This window comes from Phycicoccus sp. Root563 (genome assembly GCF_001427915.1).
Classification (GTDB): Bacteria; Actinomycetota; Actinomycetes; order Actinomycetales; family Dermatophilaceae; genus Pedococcus.
In genome coordinates this window covers 2,766,604-2,792,265 of sequence record NZ_LMGM01000001.1, presented here as the reverse complement: position 1 = coordinate 2,792,265, position 25,662 = coordinate 2,766,604, and the positions used below count along the sequence as shown (strand labels likewise).

Genomic DNA, 25,662 nt, shown 5'->3' with positions numbered 1-25,662 from the left:
CATACCGGTCCGGTCCGGAATCAGGACCGGCCCGCACGGGACCCCCAGATGTTCACCTGAGGTCATCCGACCGTTCACTGCCCCGTGGGAGCCTCGGCTCGCACGCTCCACCGCACTCACGCTAGGGAAGTAATGCGCGACGCTTTTCACGAGGACCTCGACACCATCTCCGACCAGCTCGTCGAGATGACCCGCCTGGCGGGGTCGGCCATGTCCCGGGCCACGACCGCCCTCCTCGACGCCGACATCCAGCTCGCCGAGTCGGTCATCCAGGCCGACAAGGAGCTCGACCGCATGCGTGAGGGGCTCGACGCCCTCTCCATCGACCTCCTGGCCCGGCAGCAGCCGGTCGCCACGGACCTTCGCATGGTGGTCACCTCCATGCGCATGAGTGCTGACCTCGAGCGGATGGGCGACCTCGCCCGCCACGTCGCCAAGGTCGCACGGCTGCGGTACCCCGAGTCGGCCGTGCCCGCGGACATCCGGGCGACCATCCTGCAGATGGGCCAGGTCGCCGAGCGCATCGTCGCCAAGTGCGGCCAGGTCATCGCGGCCAAGGACGTCGAGGACGCCAAGACGCTCGAGCGCGACGACGACGCGATGGACGAGCTGCACCGCACGCTGTTCAGCCACCTCATCGACGGGACGTGGAAGCACGGCACCGAGGCGGCCGTCGACATGACGCTGGTCGGTCGCTACTACGAGCGGTTCGCCGACCACGCCGTCTCGGTGGCCCACCGGGTCGTCTACCTCGTCACCGGCGAGTGGGACGTCGCCGAGGACCACGAGGAGCAGGAGGACCACAGCCCCACGCTGTAGGTCCGCCGCACCACCCGCGACACGGCGCAACCGCCTCACCGCGACACTGCGACACGGCAAAGCGGGGGTTGTTCGGGGACACGGGACCTGCACGACCCGGTCTTGCCGAACAACCCCCGCTTTGCCTGCGTGTCGGGGTGAGTCGTCCGAAATATCTCCCAACGCTCTCAACCTGCGGCATGCTGACCCGCGTCTAGGGGGTGGGTGCCGACGCCAGGTCGGCCGGGGCAGGCAGGGGTGGGACGTGGACGCAGGAGGCGAGGAGGAGTTCCGCCGCTTCGTGCAGGCGCGCTGGAACGCCCTGGTCCGGACGGCCTACCTGCTCACTGGCGACCAGGGGCGGGCAGAGGACCTCGTGCAGCAGGTGCTGGTCAAGGTGCACCGCCGGTGGGACCACATCTCCCGCGACGAGACCTCGGGTGGCCCCTACGCCTACACCCGCGCCGCGCTGGCGAACGAGTCCGCGTCCTGGTGGCGTCGCCGCCGGGTCGCCGAGACCCTCGGCGAGGTCCCCACCCACGCGGACCGGGCCACCGGCGACGCGTATGCCGCGTACGACACCCGCGACGAGGTCGCCCGGGCGGTGCTCGCCCTTCCTCCACGGATGCGTGCCGTGGTGGTGCTGCGCTACTTCGACGACCTCTCCGAGGCGGCCACGGCCGACGCGCTCGGCATGTCGCTCGGCTCGGTGAAGAGCCAGGCGTCCCGCGGCCTCGACCGCCTCCGCACCGTGCTCCAACAGACCAACGGCGCCCCCGAGAGGAGCCTGTCATGAGCCTCGAGACCCAGCTCCGGGACGCCCTGGCGGCCCGTGCCGACGAGCTCGACGGACCCGCGTTCGACCCCTACGAGCGGGTCACGGGCGCCGTCGTCACGAGCCGCCGACGCCGCCGCGGCGCAGCGATCGGTGCCGTGGCAGCCGTTGCCGCCGTCGCGGTCCTCGTGCCCGGCCTGAGCCAAGGGGACCACCGGTCGACGCTGCCGGCCAAGCGCACCCAGGTCATCGTGCCGGGCCCCTCCGACCCACGGTGGGCCGCCATGTCGTCGTGGCCGGTGCGCGGCTCCCTCGCCGAGGACAAGGCGTTCATCAGCGCGGTCACGGAGAAGTCCCTCACCGCGCACGTCGTCTACGCCGCCGACCTCGACCGAACGCGCGTCGTCGTGGGCTGGGATCCTGAGGACGGCGGCTCCACCAGGGTCAGCATGTTCGCCGGACCCCTGGGGGCCGGCGCCGACGAGCTCGCCGGCGTCTCTGTGTGGAGCGGGGACGCCACCGACGTCGTCGTCCTGCGCGAGAGCGACGACCCCGACAGCAGGGTCGTCGCACTGACCACTCCCGGTAACCGCACGCTCGAGCTCTCGACCGGCGTCCAGATCGGCATCGACGGCACGGTGACCCGCGATGCCTACCGCCCGATCACCCTGACCGATGGAGCGTGGTCGGACGTCGTCCACGACTCCCCACCGTCGCTGATGCGCATCCACCCCTCGGGAGGCGCCGTCGCCGACACGCCCGCCACCCTGACGGGCCCTCCCGTGACCCAGCGCGAGGACCTGGGGTCGGTGTGCCTGAACTGCACCGGCGAGGACTTCCGGGCCAAGGCCGAGGATGCCATGGGGGCGGGAGTCGCGGTCAGGCTCGGGTTGGAGCCCAAGGACGTCCGCAGCACGACCCGGTTCTTCGGCGCTGCGGACCCGCAGGTCGTCGAGCACGCCGACTTCGGCGCCAAGGGCCCGGTCACGAACGAGGTGATCGTCGTGGACTCGACCCTGCCCGGAGGTCAGGTGCTGCGCAGCGCCATGGTCGTCGTGCGGGCCAAGGACAGCAGCGAGTCGATGGCCTCCGACTCGGCCTCCGGCGTCCCGATCGACGCAGCCACGGCTGCTGACCGTCCGTTCGTGCTCCACGGTGCGATCGACGGCAACCGGGTGACCCACGAGGTGTTCGCCCCGACCGCGGCCTCGGTCCGGCTCGTGTCGTCGGGATCCTTGGCCTATCCGAGCTCGGCGGTCGTCCCCGTGCGCAACGGGACCGCCCTCGTCACCACCCCGACCACGGACCCGTCGATCGCGTCCTACGAGGTCGTCACCTACGACGCCGACGGCGCGCAGATCGGGCGGTGGCCCCTGGACCTGCCGTCCGACGACGTCTGGACGGCAGGCACCACGCGCTGACCGCTAGCGCCCCTGGTTGGCCACGGCGGCGGCTGCCTCGGCAGCCGCCTCCGGGTCGAGGTACTCGGCCGGCTTGGTCGGCATGAAGTCCTCGCCGAGGGTGTAGACCAACGGCTGGCCGGTCGGGATGTTCAGGCCGGCGATGTCCTCGTCGCTGATCTGGTCCAGGTGCTTGACCAGGGCACGCAGGCTGTTGCCGTGGGCGGTGACGAGCACCGTCTCACCGGCCCGCAGGTCGTCCTGGATGGCGCCCTCCCAGTACGGCATCATCCGCGCGATGACGTCCTTGAGGCACTCCGTGCGGGGGACCTCGACACCGGCGTAGCGGGGGTCGCCCGACTGGTCGAACTCCGAACCCACCTCGATCGGCGGCGGCGGGGTGTCGAACGAGCGGCGCCACAGCATGAACTGCTCGTCGCCGTACTTCTCGCGGGTGGCCGCCTTGTCCAGGCCCTGGAGCGCGCCGTAGTGGCGCTCGTTGAGCCGCCAGTCACGGCGCACCGGGATCCAGTGGCGGTCGGCGGCGTCGAGCGCCAGGTTGGCCGTGGTGATCGCCCGGCGCAGCACCGACGTGTGCACGACGGTCGGCAGAACTCCCTTGTCCTTCAACAACTTTCCGCCTGCGACCGCTTCGTCGCGACCCTGGTCGTTGAGGTCGACGTCGACCCAGCCGGTGAAGAGGTTCTTGGCGTTCCAGTCGGAGTGCCCGTGGCGCAGCAGGATGAGGGTGTATGCCATGGGTCCAGCGTAGTGACCGTGCGCGGCACCGCGCAGGGGCCGTCTCAGGGCCGCCTCAGGGGCGTCTCAGGGCCGTCTCAGGACGTTCAGGCGTCCGCCGCCGACCGACCGTCGAGGAGGTGCCGGAACGCTTCGAGGTTGCGCAGCGACTCCCCGCGCGACACCCGCCAGTCCCACTCCTTCTGCATGCTCGTGCGGAACCCGATCGCGAGCAGCTCGTTGAAGTGCGTGTCGGCGGCGTCCAGCAGCGCGCCGAGGAGCTGGTCGAGGTATGCCGCGTCGACCCCGTCCGCGGGCAGGCGGCCGGTGACGTAGACGTCACCGGCGGTGTCGATGGCGTAGGCCAGGCCGGGCAGGCGCAGGTTCTTGCGGAGCAGGTAGCGGTAGAAGGTCTCGTGGTTCTCGTCGGGGTTGCGGATGACGAACGCCGACACCGACAGCGACGACTCGCCGGCCACGAGCGACGCCACCGTCTTGAGCTTCTTCTCGCCCGGCAGGGTGAGCACGTACTCGCCGGAGCGCGCGCCCGGCTCCCACTCGATGCCGGCGTCGGCGAGGTAGCCCTCGAGCACCCCGGCGAGCCCAGCCGGCGCGGACTGGTCCCTGCTCCCGGCGCCGGACTGACCGCTCACGGCGTCACCGCCGAGGGCACGCCGACGAGCGCACCGTTGGGTGACGGCGGGTCGGAGACCCGTTCGCGGGCGCGCATCGCCTCGATGTAGACCTCGTACAGCCGGTCGGCTGTGCGGTCCCAGCCGAACAGTGCGGCGTGCTCGACGGCCTTGTGGGACAAGGCCTCTCGGAGCGTGGGGTCCATGAGCAGTCCTTCCAGGGCGTCGGCCCAGGTGGGGATGTCGTGCCCGGCGACGAGCACGCCGGCGTCACCCACGGCCGTCGGCAGGCCACCGACGTCAGCGGCGACGACCGGGGTGCCGCAGGCCTGCGCCTCGACGGCGACGAGACCGAACGACTCGGAGTGCGACGGCACCGCGACCAGGTCGGCCGCCCGGTACCAGTGGGCGAGCTCGGGGCGGGACACCGGCGGGACGAACCGCACCTGCGCCGTCAGCCCCAGCGCCACCGTCAGCTCCTGCAGCGACTCCGGGTGCTCGAGCCCGGACCCGCTCGGCCCGCCGAGAACCGCCACGACGAGCTGTCCGCGCCACTCGGGGTGGCGGCCGATCAGCTCTGCGGCTGCCTTGACGAGCACCTCGGGGGCCTTGAGCGGCTGGATCCGCCCGACGAAGAGCAGCACCTTCGCGTCCGGCGCCACGCCGACCAGGGCCCGCGACGCTCGCTGGTCGCCCGGCGAGAAGACGGACAGGTCCACCCCGGGGGGCACGACGACCACCTTGTCGGGGTCCGCTGCATACAGGTCGATCAGCTCGGCCCGCTCCCCCGCGGTGTTGGCGATGAGGCGGTCGGCGGCCTCGACGACCTGGAGCTCGCCGATCTCGCGGCCGGACGGCTCCGGGGCGTCGCCGTCCGCGAGGTGGCGGTTCTTGACCCGGGCCATGGTGTGCATCGTGTGCACGAGCGGCACCTGCCAGCGGTCGGCCGCCAGCCAGCCGACCTGGCCCGAGAGCCAGTAGTGCGAGTGGACGAGGCTGTAGTGGTCCTCGGGGGCGTGCGCGCCCGTGCGCATGACTCCGGCGGCGAAGGCGCACAGCTGGCCGGGGAGGTCGTTCTTGCCGAGCCCTTCGTAGGGTCCGGCCGTCACGTGGCGGACCAGCACCCCCGGCTCGAGCTCGACGGTGGGGGCGAGCTCGGCCGTGGTCGTGCGCGTGAAGATCTCGACCTCGACGTCCCGCTTGGCCAGCTCACGGGCCACCTCGACGACGTACACGTTGAGGCCACCGGCGTCACCGGTGCCCGGCTGCTCGAGCGGCGAGGTGTGGACGCTGAGCATGGCGACACGGTCGATGCGGTCGCGGGAGCCCATGCTCCCGAGTCTGCCACTGCGGACCCCTCGTCACCCCGACGGGGCGGGCTGCGGACGCGCGTACGACGAGATGGTGAGGAACCCCGCGTCGGACCAGATGTGCACGTCGATGCGGCCGTCGGCCCGCACGTCCACCCCGCGTGCCACCCGTCCGGGTCCCACCCCGACGTCGGTCCCCAGGTTCGTGGAGAAGGCGCCCTGCCCTTCGACGCTCCCCGGGGAGATCCACGCCGCCGTGCCGCGCAGGTTGCGGGCCGGGAGGGCCGGCCGCAGTCCGGTCGTCAGCGGGCGGTGGTCGAGGTGCCACACGATGCCGTCCGCTCCGTTGACGGAGGCGCCGACGCGGATCACCGACCCGGCCAGCTCGATACGGATCACCACCGGCATCGAGAGCGCCCCGTCCGAGACCGTCCCGAAGTACGTCGCCCGCCCGGGCAGGAACACCAGCTCGTCGATCGACAGGTTGCTCAGGCGGCGGGTGACGTGCTCGTCGGTGTCCGCGCCGGTCCCGGTCGCCCGGCCCTCGACCGCACTGATCATGGAGCCGCCGATGACGGTCTGGGTGAGCAGGCTCTGGCCGCGCACGATCCGCATCCCGTCGGGATACAGGGAGACCGTCACCCCGCCGCCGAGGGTGGCCACCCCCTTGGCACCGGGTGCCACCCGCAGCAGGCCGGGCGAGACGTCGCTGACGCCGGCGTCCCGACCCAGCCACCCGGGCAGCTGGGTCCAGAGCCCGAGCAGGGCGAGGGCGCTCAGCGAGGCCACCAGCGCGACCATGCTGCGGCTGATGTTCCTCTCGCGCCAGTGCACGGAGCCAACCCTAGGCCGCGGTGCGCCGTACGCTGCTGCCGTGGTGGTGCAACGGCCGGTCGGGACGATCACCCGGGGAACCACCAACCCCAACCGCCTCCGCCGGGTCGACCGTTGGCTGGCCGGCCCCCAGGCGTGGCGCCTGCGCCGCGCCGTGGACCCGCCGGTCGTCGTGGACCTCGGCTACGGCGCCTCACCGGTCACCGCCGTCGAGCTGCACGACCGCCTCCGCGTGGTGCGTGCGGACGTCGAGGTCGTCGGTGTCGAGATCGACCCGGCCCGCGTCGCCCTGGGCCGGTCCCTGGCGCGCGAGGGGCTGGCCTTCCGGCTGGGCGGGTTCGAGGTGCCGCTCGACGACGGGCGCCGGGCGACCGTGGTGAGGGCGTTCAACGTCCTGCGGCAGTATGACGAGTCGCAGGTCGGGCCCGCGTGGGACACCGTGCGCGAGCGCCTCACCGACGACGGCCTCCTGGTCGACGGGACGTGCGACGAGCTGGGTCGGCGCAGCACGTGGGTCGCCGTCGACCGCACCGGCCCCGTCTCGCTCACGCTCTCCTGGCGGTTGCGCGGACTCGACGCACCCTCCGACATCGCGGAGCGGCTGCCCAAGGCGCTGATCCACCGCAACGTCCCCGGCGAACCCGTGCACGCGTGGCTCGGCGCCCTCGACCGCGCCTGGGCACATTCGGCGCACCACGCGAGCTTCGGTGTGCGGCAACGTTTCCTCGCCACCGCAACGACCTTGCGGGACGACGGCTGGCCGCTGCTCGACGGGCCGAGCCGTTGGCGCCTGGGTGAGCTCACCGTCGCCTGGGACGCCGTCGCCCCCGGTGGTCAGCGGGCGTAGTCGTCCTGGAGCCGCACGATGTCGGCCTCGTCGAAGTCACCGAAGGCGACCTCGAGCATGCGGCCCGGGGCGTCGCCGTGGTTGGCCATGCGGTGGACCGATCCCTGCGGTGCCCAGACCTTCTCGCCCGAGGCCGCGACCCACGTGCGGTCACCGACGGTGACCTCCATGGGACCGTCCAGGACCTGCCAGAACTCACCACGGTTCTCGTGGGTCTGCAGCGAGAGTCGGTGGCCCGGCTGGACGGTGATGATCTTGACCGTCACGCGCTCGTTGGACACGAACTGCTCGAACTGCCCCCAGGGACGTTCCTGGACGAACGTCTCGTCGCGCGGGTCCCGCATCTGCACTCCCCCGTCGTCCTTCACCACGTCGTCCTTCACCCTGTCGTCCACCAGCTCGTCGGCCACGTCGTTCACCACGGTCCGTAGGGGCCCATGTGCTGGTTCCCGCTGCCGCCACGACCGACCATCGACCGGAGGGCGGGCCGGACGTCGGCGAGGTAGATGGCGGCCGCCACGAAGGCGATGAGGCCGATGGAGAAGATCCGGCCGCCGCCGCCGATGGAGACGAAGCCCAGGACCACCGCGACCCCGAGGACGATCGTCCAGAACTTCTTCGTGCGCTTGCCCGCCGCCAGGTAGACCTCGGGCCGGTAGCGCAGGCCGTCGACGAGCGCGAAGACCTCGGCTGCGAAGGCCAGGAGGCTGAGCAGCAGGGTCACCACGGCCTGGAGGCTCCCGAGTGCGAACATGGGCCCCAGCCTAGACGTCAGACTTCGAGGACCAGTGTCACCGGGCCGTCATTGACCAGGGAGACCTGCATGTCCGCGCCGAACCGTCCCGTCGCCACGTCGATGCCCCGGCCCCTCAGGGCCTCGACCACGGCCTCGACCAGCGGCTCGGCCACCGGTCCCGGTGCGGCTGCACCCCACGACGGCCGACGGCCCTTGCGGGTGTCGGCGTAGAGGGTGAACTGGCTGACGACCAGCACCGGCGCACCGACGTCCGAGACCGACCGCTCGTCGCGCAGGATCCGCAGGTCGGCGATCTTGCGGGCCAACGTCGCGACCTGCTCGGGGCCGTCGTCGTGGGTGACACCGACCAGCACCAGCAGCCCCGGGCGCCCGATCGCGCCGACGACCTCGCCGTCGACGGTGACCGAGGCCGAGGCGACCCGCTGCACGACCGCGCGCACGACTGGCTCAGGCTGCCCGGGTCAGAGGTTGACGGCCACGATCGCGCCGACCGGCTCCCCGTGCCCGAGGACCGGGGAGTGCTCGAGCTGGGCGATGGCCGCCGACTCCACGCCGAGGTGGCGCAGCACGGCAGCCAGGATCACTGGCTTGGCCCGCGGGTAGCCGTCGGCGACCTTGAGGGCGATCCCGCGCCCGTCGGCCAGCCCCACGGCATACACGGACTCGGCCCCGTCCTTGGCGATGAGGCCGGGGGTGTGCTCGATGAGGGCGGTGACGTCGCGGCCGGTGCCGCCGAGGTACGCGGGGTTCGCGCGGATGGCGTCGGCCACCTCGGCCTCGTGGGTCCCGGCGGGCGCGGACGCCATCGTCCCGAACGCGCGGGCGAGACCGGCGAGCGTGACGGCCATGACGGGCGCACCGCAGCCGTCGACGGCGGTCGAGGTGATCTCGTCACCGGTCAGCTCGGCCAGCGTCTGCGCGATCGCGACCTGCAGCGGGTGCGAGGGGTCGCGGTAGGTGGCGGTGTCCCAGCCGTTCACGACGCAGGTGGCCAGCATCGCGGCATGCTTGCCGGAGCAGTTCTGGGTGATGGGGAGCTTGCCGCCGCCACTGCGAATGACCGCCTCGCGGGCCTCCTCGTTGACGGGGTAGTCCGGGGTGTTCTGCAGCGCGCCCTCGGTCAGCCCGACGGAGGCGAGCATCTCGCGCACCGCGGCGAGGTGGAAGTCCTCGCCCGAGTGGCTCGCGGAGGCGAGCGCGAGGTGCGCCGGCGGCATACGCAGGCCCGCACGGACCATGGCCAGCGTCTGGACCGGCTTGTTGGACGACCGCGGGAACACCGGGTCGTCGACGGCGCCGAGCGCCAGCAGGTGCTCGCCGCCGTCCGCGGCGGTCACGACCACCGAGGCCCGGTGGGCGGACTCCACGAACCCGCCGCGCACGTAGTGCGCGAGGACGGGGGCGTCGTCGAGGGCGGGCGGGGTGACGGTATGCGGCGTGCTCACCCTCCCGAGCCTAGCCACGGCCCGCGGGACGACGCAGGCCCCCACCCGTTGCCGGGTGGGGGCCCGCGCAGAGTCTGCTCAGGGCAGGACCGTGATCAGTCGCCGACCTTGGCCGCGGTCGTGGCGGTGGCCTTCTTCGCGGTGGAGGCGGTCTTGCGGGCACCGGTGGTCGCGCGCTTGGTGGCGGTCTTGGTCGCGGTGGCCGACTTCTTGGCGGTGGTGGAGGTGCGCTTGGCAGCCGTGCGGGTGCGCTTCGCGGACTCCTTGGCCGCGGTGGCGACCTCGGTGGTCTCGACGGCGACCGAGCTGGCGACGGCGTCGGCGACCGTGGCGGCCTCCTTGCGACCGGTGGTCAGCGTGGCCTTGGCGGAGCGCTGGATCTCGTTGGCAGACTTGCGCACGGTGGTGACCGCACCCTTGCCGAGGGCGACCGTGGTCTCGGCCTGGGCGATGAGGTCCTTGGTGGCCTTCTGGGTGCGCACGCGCTTGACGAGCTTCTCGCCGCGGGCGGCGACGGTCTCGTAGGACTCCTGCGCCTTGCCGGCCAGCTCGAGGCTGCGGTTCAGGGCCAGGGCCGGGAGCTCCTGGGCCTGCTCGGCCACACCGGACACGCGCGCCTGGGCCTTGGTCTGGATGGCAGCCGGGTTCAGGTCTGCCTTGAGGTCGTTGGTGAGCTCGAGGCCGACCGTGGTGGCGCGGACGCGGGCGTCGCGGACCTTCTCGACGGCGAGGTCGGTCAGGCCGACCACGGCGAACACGGGGGTGGTGTCGATGACGTTCTTGCGGATGTCGGCAACGAGTGCCATGTCAGTCTCCTTGGGTGGTGGTGGAGGGCGTGCTGCGCTTGCTCGTGCGCGTGGCGGTCGAGGGCTTGCGGCTCCGGGGAGTCGCGGCCTTCGTGCCGCCCGTGCGGGGCGCCGCGGCCTTGCGGGTGCGGCTCGTCGGGGCGGGGTCGCCGCCGACGAAGGAGTCGTAGATGTCCAGCAGGGCGGACTTCTGGCGGTCGCTGAGTCGCGGGTCGGCGCCGATGACGGCCCGGGTGTCGGGCGCCTCGGCCGGGTGGCCGTGGCGCTCGTCGAGGATCCCGGCCCGTACGTAGAGCGACTCGGCGGAGACCTCGAGGCCCTTGGCGAGCTGCTGGAGGATCTCGGCGCTGGGCTTCTTCAGGCCCCGCTCGATCTGCGACAGGTAGGGGTTCGAGACGCCTGCCAGCTCGGACAGCTGGCGCAGCGAGAGCTTCGCGGACTGACGCTGCTCACGCAGGTAGTCACCGAGGCTGTCACCGCCCAGGGGTCCCAGTGGAAGTCGGCTCATACCCCCATCATGCTTGCTCCAGTTAGCAGAACGCAAACTGGAGGCAGCGTGATGGTGACCACACCGCGACAGGTCAGGCGGTGCGACGGTCCTTGACCCCGAGCATCGAACGCGCTCCCTGGGTCGACATCGCCGGGCGCTGCATGACTTCGGCGAGGTGGGCGGCGCGTTCGACCAGCTCGCGGTTGTGCTGGACCTGGACCCCGCGGGAGAACACCACGTTGTCCTCCATCCCGACCCGCAGGTGGCCGCCCGCGGCGAGTGCGGCGGCGGCGATCGGCAGGTGCGTGCGGCCGATCCCCGTCGCGGCCCAGGACGTGACCTCGGCCGGGAGCATCGCGACGCCGGCGAGCAGGGCGGCCGGGGTTCCCGGCATACCGCCGGGCACACCGGTCACGAAGTCGACGTGGACCTTCCCCCCGAAGGGCAGGCCGTGCGCGTCGATGAGGCGGGCCAGGGCGGCGACGTGGCCGAGGTCGAACAGCTCGAACTCCGGGACGACCTCGCGCTCCTGCGCCTGGACGTACAGGTCGGACACGAAGCCGTAGGGGTTGAGGAAGACGTCGTCGCCGAAGTTCGTGGTGCCACAGGTCAGCGAGCAGGAGTCCGGCTCCGCGTCGAGCACGGTCAGGCGCTGCTCGAGGGGGTCGTGCACGCTGCCGCCGGTGGACAGCTGGACGACGAGCGACGTCTGCTCACGAAGGGCGTCCACGGCGGCCTTGAGGTGGCCGTGGTCGAGCGTCGGGCGGTGCTCACCGTCGCGGATGTGCAGGTGGATCATCGAGGCACCGGCAGCCTCGCAGGCGACCGCGGTCTCGACGAGCTCCTCGAGCGTCGTCGGCAGCTGCGGGAAGTCGGACTTGGACAGCTCGGCGCCCGTGGGCGCGACGGTGATCAGGGTGCCGGGGGTCGTGGCCATGGCGGACATCATGGCAGGACGCCTCCGGCGGTCGTCGGCAGCCGGGCCGAGGTCAGGGAGCCACGACCTCCGTCTGGCTGCCGCTCACGCCACCGACGACGAGGGTCGCGTCGAGGGGGGTGTTGCGCTTGACCAGCGCGAGCCCGATCGGGCCGTCCTCGTGGTGGCGGGCCACGGAGGTGAGCAGCCCGACGGTCTTGTCGCCGAGCAGCACCGGCTCCCCGCGCTCCGGAAGGGTGTGGCCCGACCCGTCGAGGTGCAGGAAGACCAGGCGGCGCGGCGGACGCCCCAGGTTGTGGACCCGGGCGACCGTCTCCTGACCGCGGTAGCACCCCTTGTGCAGGTGGATCGCCGTGCGCAGCCAGTCGGTCTCGTGGGCGATGGTGCGGTGGTCGGTCTCGAACCCCAGGCGCGGGCGCCAGGCGGCGACGCGCAGCGCCTCGGCCGCCCACGAACCAGCCAGGTCGCGGTCGCCGACCGTCGCCTCGAGCTCGGCGACGGGCACCAGGACCTCGCGCCAGGCGCGCCCTTCCGCGGGGTGCCCCTCCACCGGGCCGTATGCCGCGGTGTCACCGACCAGCCCCGGCCACGGGTCACGCCACGCGAGGAGCTCACCGGGCTGGGCCTCGGCACCGGAGGGTTCGCCGAGGACCGCCCAGTCGGCGCTGACGTCCGCGACCTCGACCCGCAGCATGAACCGCATCGAGTCGAGCCAGCGCACGAGCGCCGGAGCGGTGCCGGGCTCGGTGATGATCCAGGACGTCTCACCGTCGTCGACGAGGTGCAGGTCGTGCTCGATGTGGCCCTTGGGGCTGAGCACCAACGACTCGCGCGACTCCCGCGGGCCGAGCCCGTTCAGCTGCTGGGTGGTGATGGAGTGCAGCCACGAGAGGCGGTCTGGACCGGTGACGGTGACCACCCCGTGGTGGGAGAGGTCCACGACGGCCAGGCCCTCGACGAGGAGGCGCTGCTCGCGCAGCGGGTCGCCGTAGTGGGCCGCCACCCCCGCGTCCGGCCCGTCACCCTCCACCGCGCCGGGCCGAGACAGCAGGACCGACCGGGTCACGGGGGCAGGAACGTCCTGGGCGGGAACCGTGGGGTTGCGGAGCTCGGTGGGGGTGGTCGGGGTCTGCGTCATGCGGGGTGCACCTCTGTCATCGGGTGGCCGTTCAGGCGGTCAGGATCGGCTCGCGCAGTCGGCGCACAGGCCGTGCACCGCCATGTGGGTCACGTCAGCAACAAAGCCGCTCGCGGCCAGAACATTCCCGGTGAAGGACTCGGCCAGGTCGCGGTCGCACTGCTCGACGCGTCCGCAGGTGCGGCAGACGAGGTGGATGTGGTCGGCGTGGTCGGCCAGGTGGTAGCTCGGCGCGCGGTGGTCGAGGTGCGTGTGCCCCACGACCCCGAGCGACTCCAGGGCCTCCAGGGCCCGGTAGACGGTGGACGGTGCGAGGGTGGCCCCGCCGTCGGCGGACACCCGGGCGACCACGTCCTCGGGGGTCGCGTGGCCCAGGGTGGCCACGGCGTCGAGCACGCGCTGGCGCTGGGGCGTCATCCTGCGCCCCTGGGCCCGCAACCGCTCGCCGACGTCCTGCACGCCCCCACTGTACGGTCGAGCGTGACGGCGACCTGCACGATCTGCCCGGGTGCGCCACCTACACTGGCCGGGTGCTGGACCAATTCGAAGAGACCCAGACCCCGCCCGCGCGCCCGAAGCGGCGCCGCCTGCGCAGGACGTTGGCCATCGTCATCGCCCTGGTCGTGCTGCTCGTGGTCGGCTCCGTCGCGGGCTACCTGTTGTTCCTCAACAACACGGTCAACTCGAACGTCAAGCGCAGCTCCCTGCTCCCCACGCCCGGCGTGAGCGGGGCCACCGACGCACCGACGAAGAAGGCCGGGGCCAAGGACGCCCAGAACTTCCTCATCATCGGCTCCGACGCGCGGGCCGGCCTCGCCGGCGCCCGTTCCGACGTCATCGTGCTCATGCACGTCGCGGCCGACCGCAAGACGGTCAACCTCGTCCACTTCCCGCGTGACCTCTACGTCGACATCCCGGGCCGGGGCAAGGACAAGATCAACGCGGCCTTCGCCTACGGCGGCGCCCCGCTGCTCGTGCAGACCATCCAGGGTCTCGTGGGCGTGCCGGTCGACCACGTGGCGATCATCGACTTCGAGGGCTTCAAGCGGATGACCGACGCCGTCGGTGGCGTCAACGTCTACGTCGAGGAGTCGAGCTCCAGCCGGGGCTACACGTTCACCAAGGGCTACCAGCGGATGGGTGGCGAGGAGGCCCTCGCCTTCGTGCGCGAGCGCAAGGAGCTGAGCGAGGGAGACATCTCCCGCGGCCGGCGGCAGCAGGCGTTCATCAAGGCGCTGATGCTCAAGTCGCTGAGCAAGGACGTGCTCGGCAACCCGGTGAAGCTGGCGCAGTTCGTCGAGGCCGGCACGTCCAACCTCACGGTGGACAAGGACTTCTCCACCGGCGACATGCGCAGCGAGGCCGTTGCCATGCGCAACCTGCGCGGCGAGGACATCGCCTTCATCACGGCCCCCTTCACCGGGTACGGCACCTCCCCCGCCGGCGCGTCCATCGACATCCTCGACGTCCAGGGGATGCAGGACCTCGGGGACGCGCTGCAGAACGACGCGATGTCCTCCTACAAGGACGTCACCCGCACGCCGTAGCCGTCAGGGGCGCGAGAGCGCCCGGACGACCGTCGGCAGCGCGTCCATGACCTGGGCCGCCATGGCGTCGAAGACCTCAGGCGCGCGGCGGTAGGGGTCGACCACGTCGGCCTCGTCGTCGGACAGTGGCGAACCCATCCCGCGCTCGGCCGAGGCGAGCCGAGTGGCCCGTGCCACGTGCTCGCGGGCACTGCCGACCGGGCCGTAGAGGGCGTCGGCCGGGACCGCCGACAACAGGTGGGCGAACTCCCGGAAGGCGAACACCCGCCGCAGGACGCGCGGGTGCAACGTCGTCACCCGGCCGATGTGGGCCCGGTTGGCGGTGAGGACCAGGTCGGCACCGGCCACGAGGTCCTCCTCGAGGTGCCGGGCCACGAACCCGTCGGCGGAGTAGCCGGCAGCCTCGAGCCGGTCCCGCGCCTGCGGCTCCATCGGGTGACCGGCGAGTGCTCCGGTGCCGGCACTCGCGACCTCGACCGCACCCACGCCCCAGGACCGGTCGAGCTCGGCCTGCAGGGCGCGCTCGAGGAACGGTGAGCGGCAGATGTTGCCGGTGCAGACGGTGAGGATCCGCGCCGGGCGGTGGGTCAACGCCTCAGCCCACGCGCTTGAGCTCGGCAGACACGTGGCTCTGCAGCTTCTGGCCGACGGCGGCCATGTCCATGGCCCACAGGAGGTTGGAGTCGACCAACCCGTACAGGCGCGTCGCGGCGTTGTACTCCTTGGCGTGCGGGCTGCGCAGCACCCCATCGGTGCGGAGCTGGACCTTGGCCGGCTCTGCGGTGCCGAAGTACAGCTCGACGATGCCTGTCGGGTGGGCGAGCACCAGCTCGACCTCACCACCCTCGACCGGGCGCCAGAACCCCAGCTCGGTCGCCAGCGGGCGCACCTGCTCACCGGCCTCGTTCAGCAGCCAGGTACGGCTCTGCCAGGTGAGGNAGCCGACGACGCCGGCACCCTCCCAGCGACCGATCATCCAGGCCAGCGGTGCCAGCTCTCGGGGCAGGTCGGTGTCGAGGTGGAACACCATCAGCGAGGCGTCTTCACCAGGCGGTACACGACGAACCCGGCGAACCAGGTGATGACGAGGGCGGAGGCGACCAGCAGGCCGATGTAGAAGTAGTGCACGCGCCAGATCGTAGCCTGTGGGCCATGACCGCTTCCCGTACACGTCTGGTCGTCAAGGCCACCAGCGGCGCCCCGTCGGACCCCGACGCCGCCGGCACCGAGTCGACCGAACGCCTCAACCAGGCCCTCACGGTCGCGGCGACCGCCGCCGCGAGCGGGGTCGAGGTCAGCCTGTGGTTGACCGGTGACGCCGCCTGGATGGCGGTCCCCGGTCGGGCCGAACAGGTCCGGCTCGCCCACGCGGCACCCTTGCGCGACCTGCTCGACGCCGTCCTCGCCACCGGCACCGTCACGGTCTGTGGCCAGTGCGCCGCCCGTCGCGACCTCACCGAGGCCGACCTGGTCGAGGGCGTGGTGGTCCGGGGGGCGGCCGCGTTCGTCGAGGAGGTCATGGCCGACGGCGCCCAGGCGCTCGTCTACTGACCCACCCGCAGAACGCTGGTTGCGCGGCACACCTCGGGTTGCCATCTGGCGGTATGCCGCGCAACCGGCGTCTCGCGCGAGACGGTGCGGGCGGGAAGGTCCGGGCGGGGAGGTGCGGACGGAAGGGTCGTGCGGGAGGTTCGTGCGGACGGTCAGGCGAAGAAGGGCGAGCGGACCACGACGTAGGCGACCACGCCGACCAGCAGCGACGAGGACGCGCCGACCGCCAGCTGGGCGCGCGGCATGGCCGTCGCCGGCAGCACCGCCATCACCCTGCGAGCGGCGTGCGCGACCGCGGCTGCGAGCAGGCCGAGCAGCGCCGCGGGCCACGGCTTGGGGTGTCCGGCCAGGACCGACACCACCATCCCCGCGGCCCCGCCGACCACCATCGAGATGAACAGGGCCCACTGCCGCAGTCGCTGCACCTTGATCAACGGGTCGGCGAGGACGCCGAAGCCCAGGCCGGCCATGGCCGCCGCGAGGGCGTGCTCGCCGTGCAGGATCTGCGGGACAGGGGCCAGGGCGATGCCGGCCGAGACCACGGCGAGGCCGGTGACGCTCGAGGTCACCGACTCGGTGAGGCGGGGTCGACCGTCGCGGCGCATGAGCTGGTGAAGGAAGGCCGCGATGACCGAGACGGCCAGGGCTGCCGGGAGCCACTGGAGGTACGGGGCCTCGCGGGTGAGGAGCACGCTGGCGGTCATGAGGACCGTGCCCACCGCCAGCACGGCGGACGTCCCCCGCGGGCTGGGCAGGCTCAGGAGCTGGGGCCAGCCCCAGGCGAGCACCAGGCCGGCGAGGGCCACCGCGACCGCGACGAAGTCGGGGCTGGCGTAGCCGGTCAGTCCGACGAGCGCGGCGAACGCGATGGTCGTCGCCATGGTCAGTGGACGCGCGAGCAGGGCCCTCTTCGGCAGGACCGCGGGGGTGTTGCGGCTGCGGGCCCGGCGTTCGCGCCGGGTCATCGGGGCGACCGGGGCCGGCGCCTGCTGCTCGGGAACGTCGGACACAGCCCGCATCCTCGCATCACCCACCGGCGAAGGGGGGCAGGACCTCCAGCACCGACCCCGAGGTGACCACGGCGTCACGGGTGACGGCCCTCCCGTCGAGGAGCAGGGTGCTCACTGCGGCGATCGGGGCCAGCGCCGGGTGCAGCGCGGTGACAGCGGCGACGGTCGCAGCGACCGTCCCACCGTCCACGACGTCCTGGTCGGTCCCGGCCGCTGCCCGGGCCGCCGCCCAGTAGCGCACCGTGACCGGGCCCGCGCTCGTCGCGGGATCCTGCTCGGACGGCATACCGCTCTCCTCCCGGCCCGGCTCCCTCGGTGGTGCGGGCCCTTCGTGACCGGCCCCCACCGGAGCCGGTCTCATCGTGAGACAAGGGTCTCAGCATGTGTTCACCCGCTCGAGGGCGCCCCTCGAACCGTATCCTTCGTAGGCATGGCCCGTCTGCTGCTGCTGACCAACGCCCTGGCGCCGAGCGCCGAGGTGCTGCCGGCACTCGGGCTCCTGACGCACCAGGTGCGGATCATCCCGGCCGAGCCCACGGCCTTGGTCGATGCTCCCCCTGCGGACGCCGTGCTGCTCGACGCCCGCCGCGACCTGGCGGTGGCCCGATCCCTCTGCCGCGTGCTGCGCGCCACCGGCATGTCGGTCCCCCTCATCGCGATCCTCACCGAGGGCGGCCTCGCGGGGATCACCGCCGAGTGGGGCGTCGACGAGGTCCTGCTCGAGTCGGCCGGTCCCGCCGAGGTGGAGGCGCGCCTGCGCCTGGCCGCCGGACGGCTGCAGGAGATGCAGGAGCCGGACGAGGTCCAGATCACCAGCGGTGACGTGACCATCGACGAGGCGACCTACTCCGCGCGAGTGCGCGGTCGCCTGCTCGACCTGACCTACAAGGAGTTCGAGCTCCTCAAGTACCTCGCCCAGCACCCGGGCCGCGTGTTCAGCCGGGCCCAGCTCCTCCAGGAGGTCTGGGGCTACGACTACTACGGGGGCACCCGCACCGTCGACGTCCACGTCCGGCGCCTGCGGGCCAAGCTGGGCTCGGAGCACGAGGTGCTCATCGGCACCGTCCGCAACGTCGGGTACCGGTTCGTCCCGTCCGAGGACGTGCACGCCGACGCCTGACCCGCCGTGCCGCACCCGGTCCCGGCACCCCACCCGTCACATGCGAAAGGCGCCCCTCCCGACCGGGAGGGGCGCCTTCGTCGTGCGTGAGGTCAGTTCTTCGTGATCCGCGTGAGCGCACCCGGGGTGTACGGCGAGTTCGCCTCCAGGTAGTTGGCGAACGCGTCGATGTCCAGGCCACCGAAGTACTTGTCGGTGCCACCGACGAACGCCGGGAAGCCGTCGCCGCCGTCGGACAGGAAGTTGTTCGTCACGATCCGGTAGGTCTGGCCGTCGACGAGCGGCGCCCCGTTGAGCGTCACCGAGCCGAGCGTGGTGCCCGAGTACGTGTACGCGAAGCCCTTGGACACCTGGAGCACCTTCGGCGCACCGGCGTTCGCACCGGTCCACTGCTGGGTGAGCAGGGCCTTGATCTGCGCGCCCGTGAGGTCCATCGACACGAGGTAGTTGTTGAACGGCTGGACCGTGAACGCCTCCTCGTAGGTGACCTCTCCCGCACCCAGGTCGGCACGGATGCCACCGGGGTTCATGAACGCGATCGTCGGCGTCTTGCCACCGGTCACGACCGACGGGTCGGCGAGCTGGGCGTCGGCGATGAGGTCACCCAGGGGGGACTCGCCACCGGCGTTGGTCGTGCGGACGACGTCGGTGCTCGCGCTGCCCAGGACGCGGGAGGCGATCGGCGCCACGAGCGTCTTGTACTGCGCGATCAGGCGCGTCTGCGCAGCGTCCTTGGGGACGTCGCGGGTGACGACCATGTTGCTGCCCTTGACCGACGCGCGGACGATGTCGCGGGTCCTGGTGTCGTACTTGAGGTCGGTCTCGGTGAACAGCCGGCCGAACGAGGAGGCCGACGTCACGAGGCGCGGCTGGCCCTTCGGGTCAGGGATGTTGCAGACGTACGGCTGGTGCGTGTGGCCCGAGACGACCATGTCGATGGCCGGGTCGAGGTTGGCGGCGATGCCGAGGATCGGTGAGGACGGGATGTCCAGCTGGCCGCCCTTGTCGCAGGTGTAGTCGTACGTCGGGTTCACCGAGTAGGTCTTGCCGTCGGGGCCGACCCAGGACTCCTTGGCGGGGTTGCCGCCCTGGTGGATGAGCACGACGATCGCGTTGACGCCCTTGCGGCGCAGCTCGGGGACCAGGCTGTTCGCGGTCTGGACCTCGTCCTTGAACTCCAGGCCCTCGACCCCCGACTTGGTGACGATGTTGGGGGTGTCCTTGAGGGTCATGCCGATGAAGCCGATCTTGGCCCCGTGCACGTTCTGGATGGAGTACGCCGGGAGGATGGTGTCGCCGGCCTTCGGACCCTTCTGGTGGTGGCCCTTGTCGTCGTCGTGCTTCGCGCTGGCCGCGGCGGCCTGCTTCGCGTAGACGACGTTCGCCGCGAGGATGTCGAAGTCGGCGCCCTTGAACTTCTTGCCGCCGGGGCAGGAGTCCTGGTTGTTCTTCCCGGCGCCGTCGTCGAGGCAGCCACCCTTGGCGAGGCGCTGGAGCTCCTTGTAGCCCTCGTCGAACTCGTGGTTGCCCACCGAGGTGACGTCGAGCCCGAGGCTGTTCATGGACTCGATCGTGGGCTCGTCGTGGAAGGCCGCCGACAGCAGCGGGCTGGCGCCGACGATGTCGCCCGCGGCGACGGTCAGCGAGTTCTTGTGGCCCTGCCGGGCCTGCTTGAGGTGGGTGGCGAGGTACTCGACCCCACCCGCGTCCGTGTTGACGTCGACGGCGGACTTGCCGTCGGCCGAGAGGGCGTGACCGGTGACGACCCGGCCGCTGGAGCCCGACGGGGCCTCGAGGTTGCCGTGGAAGTCGTTGAACGACAGCAGCTGGATGTCCATCGTCGAGCCGGGCCGGTGGGCCGATGACGTGCCACTGGTCAGTGCGAGGCCGGTCGTCGCCATGGCGGCGACGGCGACCACGCTGCCCAAACGGCGCATGTGGGGTGAGGTCATGGTGCGTCCTTGTGCGAAAAGGGGAGGAAACCGGCGGTAGCCGGACCCGTGCACGCTAACGGGGCCGTCGCCCGAAAAGGAAGATGCGTGGTGCAATGCTTTCCGTGCTTTCTCCTGCGCTTCGCGTCACCGACACCCTGGACGACACCGAACGCGGGCTCGTCCGCGCACTCCAGGCGCGCGCTGCCGCCGAGGACGGTGTCGGGGCCCTGTCCGAGCAGACCGTCCTGAACCTCGCCTCGGGCCCCGGTCGGGTCCGCCACCTCCTCGCGTATGCCGCGGAGCAGCTCACGGGTTACGCCCAGCTCGAGGGCAGGGACGACCCCGCGGCGTCGGGCGAGCTCGTCGTCGACCCGCCGTCACGCCGTGCCGGCGTCGGCAGGGCGCTCGCAGAGGCGGTCCTGGAGCAGGCCCCGGAGGCCCGGTTGTGGTCCCACGGGCGGCTGCCGGCAGCCGTGGCCCTGGCCGACCGCCTGGGGCTGACCGCGGTGCGCGAGCTGCACAAGATGGCCCGGCCCCTGGGCGAGGACGACCTCGACCCGGCGGCGAGCGCCCTGCCTGCGGGCTTCTCCGCGCGGGCGTTCGAGCCGGGTCGCGACGAGAAGGCGTGGCTGGCCACGAACGCCGCCGCCTTCGCCCACCACCCCGAGCAGGGCCGGACCACCCTGGTCGACCTGCAGGAGCGGATGGCGCTGCCGTGGTTCGACCCGGCCGGCTTCATCCTCGTCGTCGCGGACGAGCAGCCCGACGAGGTCGCCGCCTTCCACTGGACCAAGGTCGAGGACGGCATGGGGGAGGTCTACGTGGTCGGGGTGCACCCGACATACCAGGGGCGCGGGCTGGGCCGCCCACTCACCGCATTGGGCCTGGCCCACCTGGCCTCCCTCGGGCTGGCCGAGGTCGAGCTCTACGTCGACGGGGACAACCAGGCCGCGATACGGACCTACACGGGACTGGGGTTCGCCAGCATCATGGTGGACGTGATGTATTCGCGCACCGTTCACGGAGCACTGTCAGGATGAGCGCATGAGTGTGACCAGCCGGGCGGCCGACGAGGCCGGCTCCCTCGCCGCGGAGTCCCACGACGGCAGCGACGACACCGACTTCCCGGGGCAGGAGGTGTCGATCGCGAGCGCCCAGCCGCGGGCGTCCAACGGCCGCTTCATGCGCGTGGTCCACGCCACGAGCCAGCCCGACGACAGCGGACTGCCGGGCGACCGGTTCCTCGACCGCGAGATCTCCTGGCTCCAGTTCAACGAGCGCGTCCTGCAGCTGGCCGCCGACGAGTCGGTGCCGCTGCTGGAGCGTGCCCGGTTCCTCGCCATCTTCACGTCCAACCTGGACGAGTTCTTCATGGTCCGTGTGGCCGGCCTCAAGCGCCGCATCGCCACGGGCCTCGCCATCCGGTCCGCTTCGGGGCTGGAGCCGCGCGAGGTGCTCGAGCAGATCTCGCTCGTGGCGCACGAGCTGCAGGCGATGCAGAGCATCGTCTACAAGGACAAGGTGCAGCCGGCGCTGGAGGACGAGGGCATCTCCATCGTCCGCTGGGACGAGCTCAGCGACCCCGAGCAGGACCTGCTGACCGAGCTCTTCGCCGACCGGGTGTTCCCGGTCCTCACCCCCCTGGCCGTCGACCCGGCCCACCCGTTCCCCTACATCTCCGGCCTCTCGCTCAACCTGGCCGTGGTGCTGGTCAACCCCAAGACGGGCAAGGAGCACTTCGCCCGCGTCAAGGTGCCGCCGCTGCTTCCCCGCCTGCTGCACATCGAGCCCTCGAGCGGAGAGCCGGCCACTTCCGACCTGTTCTCGACGCGGTTCGTGCCGCTCGAGGACGTCATCGCCTCCCACCTCGACATGCTCTTCCCGGGCATGGAGGTCCGTGAGCACTTCACCTTCCGGGTCACCCGCAACGAGGACCTCGAGGTCGAGGAGGACGACGCCGAGAACATCCTCACCGCGCTGGAGAAGGAGCTGACGCGACGCCGGTTCGGGCCGCCCGTCCGGCTCGAGGTCGACGAGACCATCGACGACCACGTGCTCGACATGCTGGTCCGTGAGCTCGGGGTCAGCGACAGCGAGGTCTACCGCCTGCCTGCCCCCCTCGACCTGCGCGGCCTCAACCTCGTGGCCGACCTCGAGCGGTCCGACCTGCGGTTCGAGCCGTTTCGCGGCCAGTCGCACCCCGACCTCGCCCCGGCGGAGACCGCGAAGGCGGCTGACATCCTCGCCGTCGTGCGCGACAAGGACGTGCTGCTCCAGCACCCCTACGACTCGTTCTCGACGTCCGTGCAGTCGTTCATCGAGCAGGCAGCGGCCGACCCGAGCGTGCTGGCCATCAAGCAGACGCTCTACCGCACCAGCGGCGACTCCCCCATCATCGACGCCCTCATCGATGCGGCCGAGGCCGGCAAGCAGGTGCTGGCGATCGTGGAGATCAAGGCGCGGTTCGACGAGCAGAACAACATCTCCTGGGCCCGCAAGCTCGAGCACGCGGGTGTCCACGTCGTCTACGGCATCGTCGGCCTCAAGACCCACGCCAAGCTCTGCATGGTCGTGCGGCAGGAGAACGACGGCACCCTGCGTCGGTACTGCCACATCGGCACGGGCAACTACAACGGCAAGACCGCGCGCATCTACGAGGACTTCGGTGTCCTCACGTCGGACCCGCAGGTCGGCGAGGACCTCGCGCGCCTGTTCAACCAGCTGTCCGGGTTCGCGCCCCGCAGCAAGTTCAAGCGCCTGCTCGTCGCGCCGCGCTCGGTGCGCTCCGGCCTCGTCGACCGCATCGAGATGGAGATCGAGCACGCCCAGGAGGGGCGTGGCGGACTCGTCCAGATCAAGGTCAACTCGATCGTGGACGAGGAGCTCATCGACGCGCTCTACCGCGCGTCACAGGCGGGGGTCCGGGTCGATGTATGGGTTCGGGGCATCTGCGCGCTGCGCCCCGGCGTCCCCGGCCTGTCGGAGACGATCCAGGTCAGGTCGATCCTCGGGCGGTTCCTCGAGCACTCCCGCGTCTTCCACTTCGGTGGAGGGGGCGAGCCCGAGGTGTTCATCGGCAGCGCCGACATGATGCACCGCAACCTCGACCGCCGGGTCGAGGCCCTGCTGCGCATCGCCGACCCGCGGCACGTCGAGGACCTGCAGTCGCTGCTGGCCCGCGGCATGAGCGACGAGTACGCCCACTGGCGGCTCAGCGGCGACGGCCGGTGGACGCGGGTCAGCCTCGACACCGAGGGCCAGCCCCTTGCCGACCTCCAGGCCGCGATGATCGAGGTGCACGCCAAGCGCCGGCGCAAGGCACGCCGACGTTGACCGCCCCCATCCCTGCCGCGGGGACCATCCCGTGGCGCCGGCGCCGGGGACAGCTCGAGGTCGCTCTCGTCCACCGGCCGAAGTACGACGACTGGTCGTGGGCCAAGGGCAAGCTCGACCCGGGTGAGGCGTGGCCGGTGGCGGCCGTCCGGGAGACCGAGGAGGAGACCTCCCTGGAGGTCGGCCTCGGTCGTCCCCTCCCCACGGCCGAGTACACCGTGCTCGACGCCGCCGGCACCCCGGCGACCAAGACCGTGCACTACTGGGCGGCCGAGGCGACCAGGCCCGCCGGCGCCCTGCGCAACGAGATCGACGAGGTCCGCTGGCTCGACGTCATCAGCGCCTCCGACCGGCTCGACTACGCCCGCGACCGTGACCAGCTCCGCGCGCTGGTGCGCGCCGACAAGGCGGGGACGCTGACGACCTGGCCCCTGGCGCTCGTCCGGCACGCCCACGCCGTGGGGCGTGGCTCGTGGTCCGGCGACGACCGGCTCCGCCCCCTCGACCGGGCCGGGCAGGGCCGGGCCGCCGAGGTCGCGAGCCTCCTCGCGGCGTACGCCGTCACGCGGCTGGTCAGCTCCCCGTCGGTGCGGTGCGCCGACACCCTGCGCCCCTATGCGGCAGCGACCGGGGCCTCGTTGCGGACCAAGGACGGACTGAGCGAGGAGGGGTATGCCGCGGACGCCACCCGCGCGCCCCGTCACCTGCTGCGACTGCTGGAACGTGGGGCCCCCGCCGTCCTGTGCAGCCACGGGCCCGTGCTGCCGGACCTGCTCGGCGCGCTGCTGCCGCTCGTGCACCCGGACGAGCCCGACGCGGCCTCCGTGGCGCACACGCTGACCACCGCCGCCACCGACTCCATGGCCAAGGGGGAGGTCCTCGTGGCCCACCTGGTCGGCCAGGGTGAGGCCGCGCGAGTCGTCGCGGTGGAGCGCCACCTGCCCTGAGCGACGGGGCTCCTCGGCCACCCCCCGTCCAACCCCTCGTCCAGCCGACAGGCCGCTGCTGACCGGGTGCTGACCGGCCGTTCACGTGGAACCCGCCGGGGGGACGGTACGACGCCCACCAATGTCTGGCTGGTGTTCACCCTGCGTTCACCCACGACGGGCCACGGCGTCACCCGCCCTGCCTACCTTCACAGTCGTCGGGCATCCCGCCCGCCCCGAATTTTCCCCTGTGAGAGGTTTGAACACCGTGAAGATCCAGCGTTTCGGCCTGCTGGCCAGCGTCGCCGTGGTCGGCTCCCTCGCGCTGACGGCGTGCGGTTCCGACAACAACACCGGCGCCACCGCCGGCGGCTCCTCGTCCGGCGGCTCCAGCTCGTCCGACTGCCCGACCGGCACCCTGAACGCCGAGGGTTCGTCGGCCCAGAAGAACGCCATCGACGAAGCGATCTCCGCCTTCCAGGACACCTGCTCGGGCGCCACGATCAACTACAACCCGACCGGCTCGGGCGCGGGCATCAAGCAGTTCCTCGCCGGCCAGGTCGACTTCGCCGGCTCCGACTCCGCGCTCAAGACGACGGAGAAGGACGGCAAGATCGAGGCCGACGAGGCCGCGAAGTTCTGCGGCTCCCCCGCGTGGAACCTGCCCATGGTCACCGGCCCGATCGCCGTGTCCTACAACGTCAAGGGTGTCGACAAGCTGGTCCTGACCCCCGAGGTCATCGCCAACATCTTCAACGGCAAGGTGACCACCTGGAACGACGCCTCGATCGCCAAGATCAACTCCGGCGTCACGCTCCCCTCCGAGCCGATCAAGGTCTTCTTCCGCTCGGACGAGTCCGGCACCACGGAGAACTTCACCAAGTACCTCAACGCTGCCGCTCCCTCCGCCTGGACCGCCGAGCCGGCCAAGGCCTGGACGGGCAAGGGTGAGGGCAAGGAGAAGTCCGCCGGTGTCGCGGGCGCCGTGAAGTCCACCGAGGGTGGCATCACCTACGCCGAGTGGTCCTACGCCAAGGACAACCAGCTCGGCATCGCCCAGATCGACAACGGCGCCGGCGCCGTGGAGCTGAACGGCGAGACGGTCGGCAAGGCCATCGCCACCGCGAAGGCCGACGGCGAGGGCAACGACCTGCGCCTCAAGCTCGACTACGCCACCAAGGAGACCGGGGCCTACCCGATCAACCTGGTGACCTATGAGATCGTCTGCTCCAAGGGCAAGGACGCCGCCAAGTCCAAGCTGACCAAGGCCTTCCTCAAGAGCTTCGCCTCCAAGGAGACCCAGGCCTCCCTCGAGGAGATCGGCTACGCGCCGC

General features: G+C 71.6%; 28 protein-coding genes and 2 pseudogenes. 11 read left to right on the top strand and 19 right to left on the bottom strand.

Annotated elements, in window-relative coordinates; genetic code table 11:
- Window positions 1-132 precede the first annotated feature (132 nt).
- The 3 genes from phoU to ASD62_RS13315 all read left to right on the top strand — a co-directional run bounded on the left by phoU (window position 133) and on the right by ASD62_RS13315 (window position 2,994).
- A complete protein-coding gene (gene phoU / locus ASD62_RS13325) occupies window positions 133-819 on the top strand; it encodes a phosphate signaling complex protein PhoU (RefSeq protein WP_056916375.1) in 687 nt (228 codons plus the stop codon).
- 244 nt (window positions 820-1,063) lie between these two features.
- Window positions 1,064-1,594 carry a SigE family RNA polymerase sigma factor gene (locus ASD62_RS13320; protein ID WP_056916374.1) on the top strand — a complete coding sequence of 177 codons (531 nt, stop codon included), beginning with the start codon at window positions 1,064-1,066 and terminating at the stop codon, window positions 1,592-1,594.
- Window positions 1,591-2,994 carry a hypothetical protein gene (locus tag ASD62_RS13315; RefSeq protein ID WP_056916373.1) on the top strand — a complete coding sequence of 468 codons (1,404 nt, stop codon included), beginning with the start codon at window positions 1,591-1,593 and terminating at the stop codon, window positions 2,992-2,994. Before ASD62_RS13320 ends, ASD62_RS13315 begins: the two co-directional genes overlap by 4 nt.
- 3 nt (window positions 2,995-2,997) lie before the next feature.
- Here ASD62_RS13315 and ASD62_RS13310 read toward each other — a convergent pair whose 3' ends face one another.
- The 4 genes from ASD62_RS13310 to ASD62_RS13295 all read right to left on the bottom strand — a co-directional run bounded on the left by ASD62_RS13310 (window position 2,998) and on the right by ASD62_RS13295 (window position 6,487).
- Window positions 2,998-3,732, bottom strand: a complete 735-nt coding sequence (locus ASD62_RS13310) for a phosphoglyceromutase (protein WP_056916372.1) — start codon at window positions 3,730-3,732, stop codon at window positions 2,998-3,000.
- Between the two features lie 86 nt (window positions 3,733-3,818).
- Complete coding sequence (locus tag ASD62_RS13305) at window positions 3,819-4,304, bottom strand: YbjN domain-containing protein (protein ID WP_056917387.1); 486 nt, start codon at window positions 4,302-4,304, stop codon at window positions 3,819-3,821.
- A 56-nt stretch (window positions 4,305-4,360) separates the two neighbouring features.
- Window positions 4,361-5,674, bottom strand: a complete 1,314-nt coding sequence (mshA, locus tag ASD62_RS13300; RefSeq protein ID WP_056916371.1) for a D-inositol-3-phosphate glycosyltransferase — start codon at window positions 5,672-5,674, stop codon at window positions 4,361-4,363.
- A gap of 30 nt (window positions 5,675-5,704) precedes the next feature.
- Entirely contained in the window at window positions 5,705-6,487 is a 783-nt protein-coding gene (locus tag ASD62_RS13295; RefSeq protein ID WP_056916370.1) for a hypothetical protein, read from the bottom strand.
- A 43-nt stretch (window positions 6,488-6,530) separates the two neighbouring features.
- Between ASD62_RS13295 and ASD62_RS13290 the strand changes: the two genes are divergently transcribed.
- Entirely contained in the window at window positions 6,531-7,334 is an 804-nt protein-coding gene (locus ASD62_RS13290; RefSeq protein WP_157581606.1) for a class I SAM-dependent methyltransferase, read from the top strand.
- On the opposite strand, the gene ASD62_RS13285 is transcribed toward ASD62_RS13290, so the two are convergent.
- The 9 genes from ASD62_RS13285 to ASD62_RS13245 all read right to left on the bottom strand — a co-directional run bounded on the left by ASD62_RS13285 (window position 7,322) and on the right by ASD62_RS13245 (window position 13,366).
- On the bottom strand, window positions 7,322-7,753 hold the full coding sequence (locus ASD62_RS13285; protein ID WP_369818801.1) for a phosphomannose isomerase type II C-terminal cupin domain: 432 nt from the start codon (window positions 7,751-7,753) through the stop codon (window positions 7,322-7,324). The genes ASD62_RS13290 and ASD62_RS13285 overlap by 13 nt on opposite strands.
- Entirely contained in the window at window positions 7,750-8,088 is a 339-nt protein-coding gene (locus tag ASD62_RS13280) for a DUF2516 family protein (protein ID WP_056916368.1), read from the bottom strand. The genes ASD62_RS13285 and ASD62_RS13280 overlap by 4 nt, the downstream gene beginning before the upstream one ends.
- Before the next feature lie 17 nt (window positions 8,089-8,105).
- A complete protein-coding gene (gene dtd, locus ASD62_RS13275) occupies window positions 8,106-8,531 on the bottom strand; it encodes a D-aminoacyl-tRNA deacylase (RefSeq protein ID WP_056916367.1) in 426 nt (141 codons plus the stop codon).
- Window positions 8,532-8,552: 21 nt separating this feature from the next.
- A complete protein-coding gene (locus tag ASD62_RS13270; RefSeq protein WP_056916366.1) occupies window positions 8,553-9,536 on the bottom strand; it encodes an asparaginase in 984 nt (327 codons plus the stop codon).
- Window positions 9,537-9,631: 95 nt separating this feature from the next.
- On the bottom strand, window positions 9,632-10,342 hold the full coding sequence (locus ASD62_RS13265) for a hypothetical protein (RefSeq protein WP_056916365.1): 711 nt from the start codon (window positions 10,340-10,342) through the stop codon (window positions 9,632-9,634).
- Window position 10,343: 1 nt separating this feature from the next.
- Window positions 10,344-10,850 carry a helix-turn-helix domain-containing protein gene (locus ASD62_RS13260; protein ID WP_056916364.1) on the bottom strand — a complete coding sequence of 169 codons (507 nt, stop codon included), beginning with the start codon at window positions 10,848-10,850 and terminating at the stop codon, window positions 10,344-10,346.
- 73 nt (window positions 10,851-10,923) lie between these two features.
- Window positions 10,924-11,769 carry a 3-keto-5-aminohexanoate cleavage protein gene (locus ASD62_RS13255; protein ID WP_056917385.1) on the bottom strand — a complete coding sequence of 282 codons (846 nt, stop codon included), beginning with the start codon at window positions 11,767-11,769 and terminating at the stop codon, window positions 10,924-10,926.
- A 52-nt stretch (window positions 11,770-11,821) separates the two neighbouring features.
- Window positions 11,822-12,907 carry a folate-binding protein YgfZ gene (locus ASD62_RS13250; protein ID WP_082580810.1) on the bottom strand — a complete coding sequence of 362 codons (1,086 nt, stop codon included), beginning with the start codon at window positions 12,905-12,907 and terminating at the stop codon, window positions 11,822-11,824.
- 39 nt (window positions 12,908-12,946) lie between these two features.
- Window positions 12,947-13,366, bottom strand: coding sequence for a Fur family transcriptional regulator (locus tag ASD62_RS13245; protein ID WP_200947828.1), 420 nt, complete (start codon window positions 13,364-13,366; stop codon window positions 12,947-12,949).
- A 71-nt stretch (window positions 13,367-13,437) separates the two neighbouring features.
- Here ASD62_RS13245 and ASD62_RS13240 point away from each other — a divergent pair, with 71 nt between their 5' ends.
- Window positions 13,438-14,454, top strand: coding sequence for an LCP family protein (locus tag ASD62_RS13240; protein WP_056916363.1), 1,017 nt, complete (start codon window positions 13,438-13,440; stop codon window positions 14,452-14,454).
- A gap of 3 nt (window positions 14,455-14,457) precedes the next feature.
- On the opposite strand, the gene ASD62_RS13235 is transcribed toward ASD62_RS13240, so the two are convergent.
- The 3 genes and pseudogenes from ASD62_RS13235 to ASD62_RS20760 form a co-directional block, all read right to left on the bottom strand.
- Window positions 14,458-15,045 (bottom strand): hypothetical protein, encoded by a 588-nt coding sequence (locus ASD62_RS13235; protein ID WP_056916362.1) that lies wholly within the window; start codon window positions 15,043-15,045, stop codon window positions 14,458-14,460.
- A gap of 4 nt (window positions 15,046-15,049) precedes the next feature.
- Window positions 15,050-15,392 (bottom strand): annotated as a pseudogene (locus ASD62_RS13230) (FABP family protein); the annotation flags it as partial.
- Window position 15,393: 1 nt separating this feature from the next.
- A pseudogene (locus ASD62_RS20760) lies at window positions 15,394-15,484 on the bottom strand (FABP family protein); the annotation flags it as partial.
- Between the two features lie 122 nt (window positions 15,485-15,606).
- Between ASD62_RS20760 and ASD62_RS13225 the strand changes: the two are divergent.
- Window positions 15,607-16,005, top strand: coding sequence for a DsrE family protein (locus ASD62_RS13225; RefSeq protein WP_056916360.1), 399 nt, complete (start codon window positions 15,607-15,609; stop codon window positions 16,003-16,005).
- Window positions 16,006-16,157: 152 nt separating this feature from the next.
- Here ASD62_RS13225 and ASD62_RS13220 read toward each other — a convergent pair whose 3' ends face one another.
- Both ASD62_RS13220 and ASD62_RS13215 read right to left on the bottom strand, forming a co-directional pair.
- Window positions 16,158-17,015 carry a hypothetical protein gene (locus tag ASD62_RS13220; RefSeq protein ID WP_056916359.1) on the bottom strand — a complete coding sequence of 286 codons (858 nt, stop codon included), beginning with the start codon at window positions 17,013-17,015 and terminating at the stop codon, window positions 16,158-16,160.
- 16 nt (window positions 17,016-17,031) lie between these two features.
- Complete coding sequence (locus ASD62_RS13215) at window positions 17,032-17,301, bottom strand: MoaD/ThiS family protein (protein WP_056916358.1); 270 nt, start codon at window positions 17,299-17,301, stop codon at window positions 17,032-17,034.
- A 144-nt stretch (window positions 17,302-17,445) separates the two neighbouring features.
- On the opposite strand from ASD62_RS13215, the gene ASD62_RS13210 reads away from it, so the two are divergent.
- The gene (locus ASD62_RS13210) at window positions 17,446-18,135 is read left to right on the top strand and encodes a response regulator transcription factor (protein ID WP_056916357.1); all 690 of its coding nucleotides are present in this window, start codon (window positions 17,446-17,448) and stop codon (window positions 18,133-18,135) included.
- Between the two features lie 92 nt (window positions 18,136-18,227).
- Here the strand turns inward: ASD62_RS13210 and ASD62_RS13205 are convergent, their stop codons facing one another.
- Window positions 18,228-20,087 (bottom strand): bifunctional UDP-sugar hydrolase/5'-nucleotidase, encoded by a 1,860-nt coding sequence (locus ASD62_RS13205; RefSeq protein ID WP_056916356.1) that lies wholly within the window; start codon window positions 20,085-20,087, stop codon window positions 18,228-18,230.
- A 104-nt stretch (window positions 20,088-20,191) separates the two neighbouring features.
- Here ASD62_RS13205 and mshD point away from each other — a divergent pair, with 104 nt between their 5' ends.
- The 4 genes from mshD to pstS form a co-directional block, all read left to right on the top strand.
- Window positions 20,192-21,109: a mycothiol synthase gene (gene mshD / locus ASD62_RS13200; RefSeq protein ID WP_235530700.1), complete on the top strand. Its 918-nt coding sequence runs from the start codon at window positions 20,192-20,194 to the stop codon at window positions 21,107-21,109.
- A gap of 4 nt (window positions 21,110-21,113) precedes the next feature.
- Window positions 21,114-23,402, top strand: coding sequence for an RNA degradosome polyphosphate kinase (locus tag ASD62_RS13195; RefSeq protein ID WP_056916354.1), 2,289 nt, complete (start codon window positions 21,114-21,116; stop codon window positions 23,400-23,402).
- Window positions 23,399-24,349 carry an NUDIX hydrolase gene (locus ASD62_RS13190; protein WP_056916353.1) on the top strand — a complete coding sequence of 317 codons (951 nt, stop codon included), beginning with the start codon at window positions 23,399-23,401 and terminating at the stop codon, window positions 24,347-24,349. The genes ASD62_RS13195 and ASD62_RS13190 overlap by 4 nt, the downstream gene beginning before the upstream one ends.
- Window positions 24,350-24,596: 247 nt before the next feature.
- On the top strand, window positions 24,597-25,662 hold a 1,066-nt coding region (pstS, locus tag ASD62_RS13185), incomplete at its 3' end, for a phosphate ABC transporter substrate-binding protein PstS (protein ID WP_235530699.1).

Bases quoted from the DNA above. Each gene is read 5' to 3' on its own strand.
- ASD62_RS13210 (WP_056916357.1), top strand. From the start codon at position 17,446: ATGGCCCGTCTGCTGCTGCTGACCAACGCCCTGGCGCCGAGCGCCGAG.
- ASD62_RS13315 (WP_056916373.1), top strand. From the start codon at position 1,591: ATGAGCCTCGAGACCCAGCTCCGGGACGCCCTGGCGGCCCGTGCCGAC.
- ASD62_RS13215 (WP_056916358.1), bottom strand. From the start codon at position 17,301: ATGCCGTCCGAGCAGGATCCCGCGACGAGCGCGGGCCCGGTCACGGTG.
- mshA (WP_056916371.1), bottom strand. From the start codon at position 5,674: ATGGGCTCCCGCGACCGCATCGACCGTGTCGCCATGCTCAGCGTCCAC.
- ASD62_RS13250 (WP_082580810.1), bottom strand. From the start codon at position 12,907: ATGACGCAGACCCCGACCACCCCCACCGAGCTCCGCAACCCCACGGTT.
- ASD62_RS13255 (WP_056917385.1), bottom strand. From the start codon at position 11,769: ATGGCCACGACCCCCGGCACCCTGATCACCGTCGCGCCCACGGGCGCC.
- ASD62_RS13260 (WP_056916364.1), bottom strand. From the start codon at position 10,850: ATGAGCCGACTTCCACTGGGACCCCTGGGCGGTGACAGCCTCGGTGAC.
- ASD62_RS13310 (WP_056916372.1), bottom strand. From the start codon at position 3,732: ATGGCATACACCCTCATCCTGCTGCGCCACGGGCACTCCGACTGGAAC.
- ASD62_RS13225 (WP_056916360.1), top strand. From the start codon at position 15,607: ATGACCGCTTCCCGTACACGTCTGGTCGTCAAGGCCACCAGCGGCGCC.
- ASD62_RS13195 (WP_056916354.1), top strand. From the start codon at position 21,114: ATGAGTGTGACCAGCCGGGCGGCCGACGAGGCCGGCTCCCTCGCCGCG.
- ASD62_RS13205 (WP_056916356.1), bottom strand. From the start codon at position 20,087: ATGACCTCACCCCACATGCGCCGTTTGGGCAGCGTGGTCGCCGTCGCC.
- ASD62_RS13265 (WP_056916365.1), bottom strand. From the start codon at position 10,342: ATGGCACTCGTTGCCGACATCCGCAAGAACGTCATCGACACCACCCCC.
- phoU (WP_056916375.1), top strand. From the start codon at position 133: ATGCGCGACGCTTTTCACGAGGACCTCGACACCATCTCCGACCAGCTC.
- ASD62_RS13280 (WP_056916368.1), bottom strand. From the start codon at position 8,088: ATGTTCGCACTCGGGAGCCTCCAGGCCGTGGTGACCCTGCTGCTCAGC.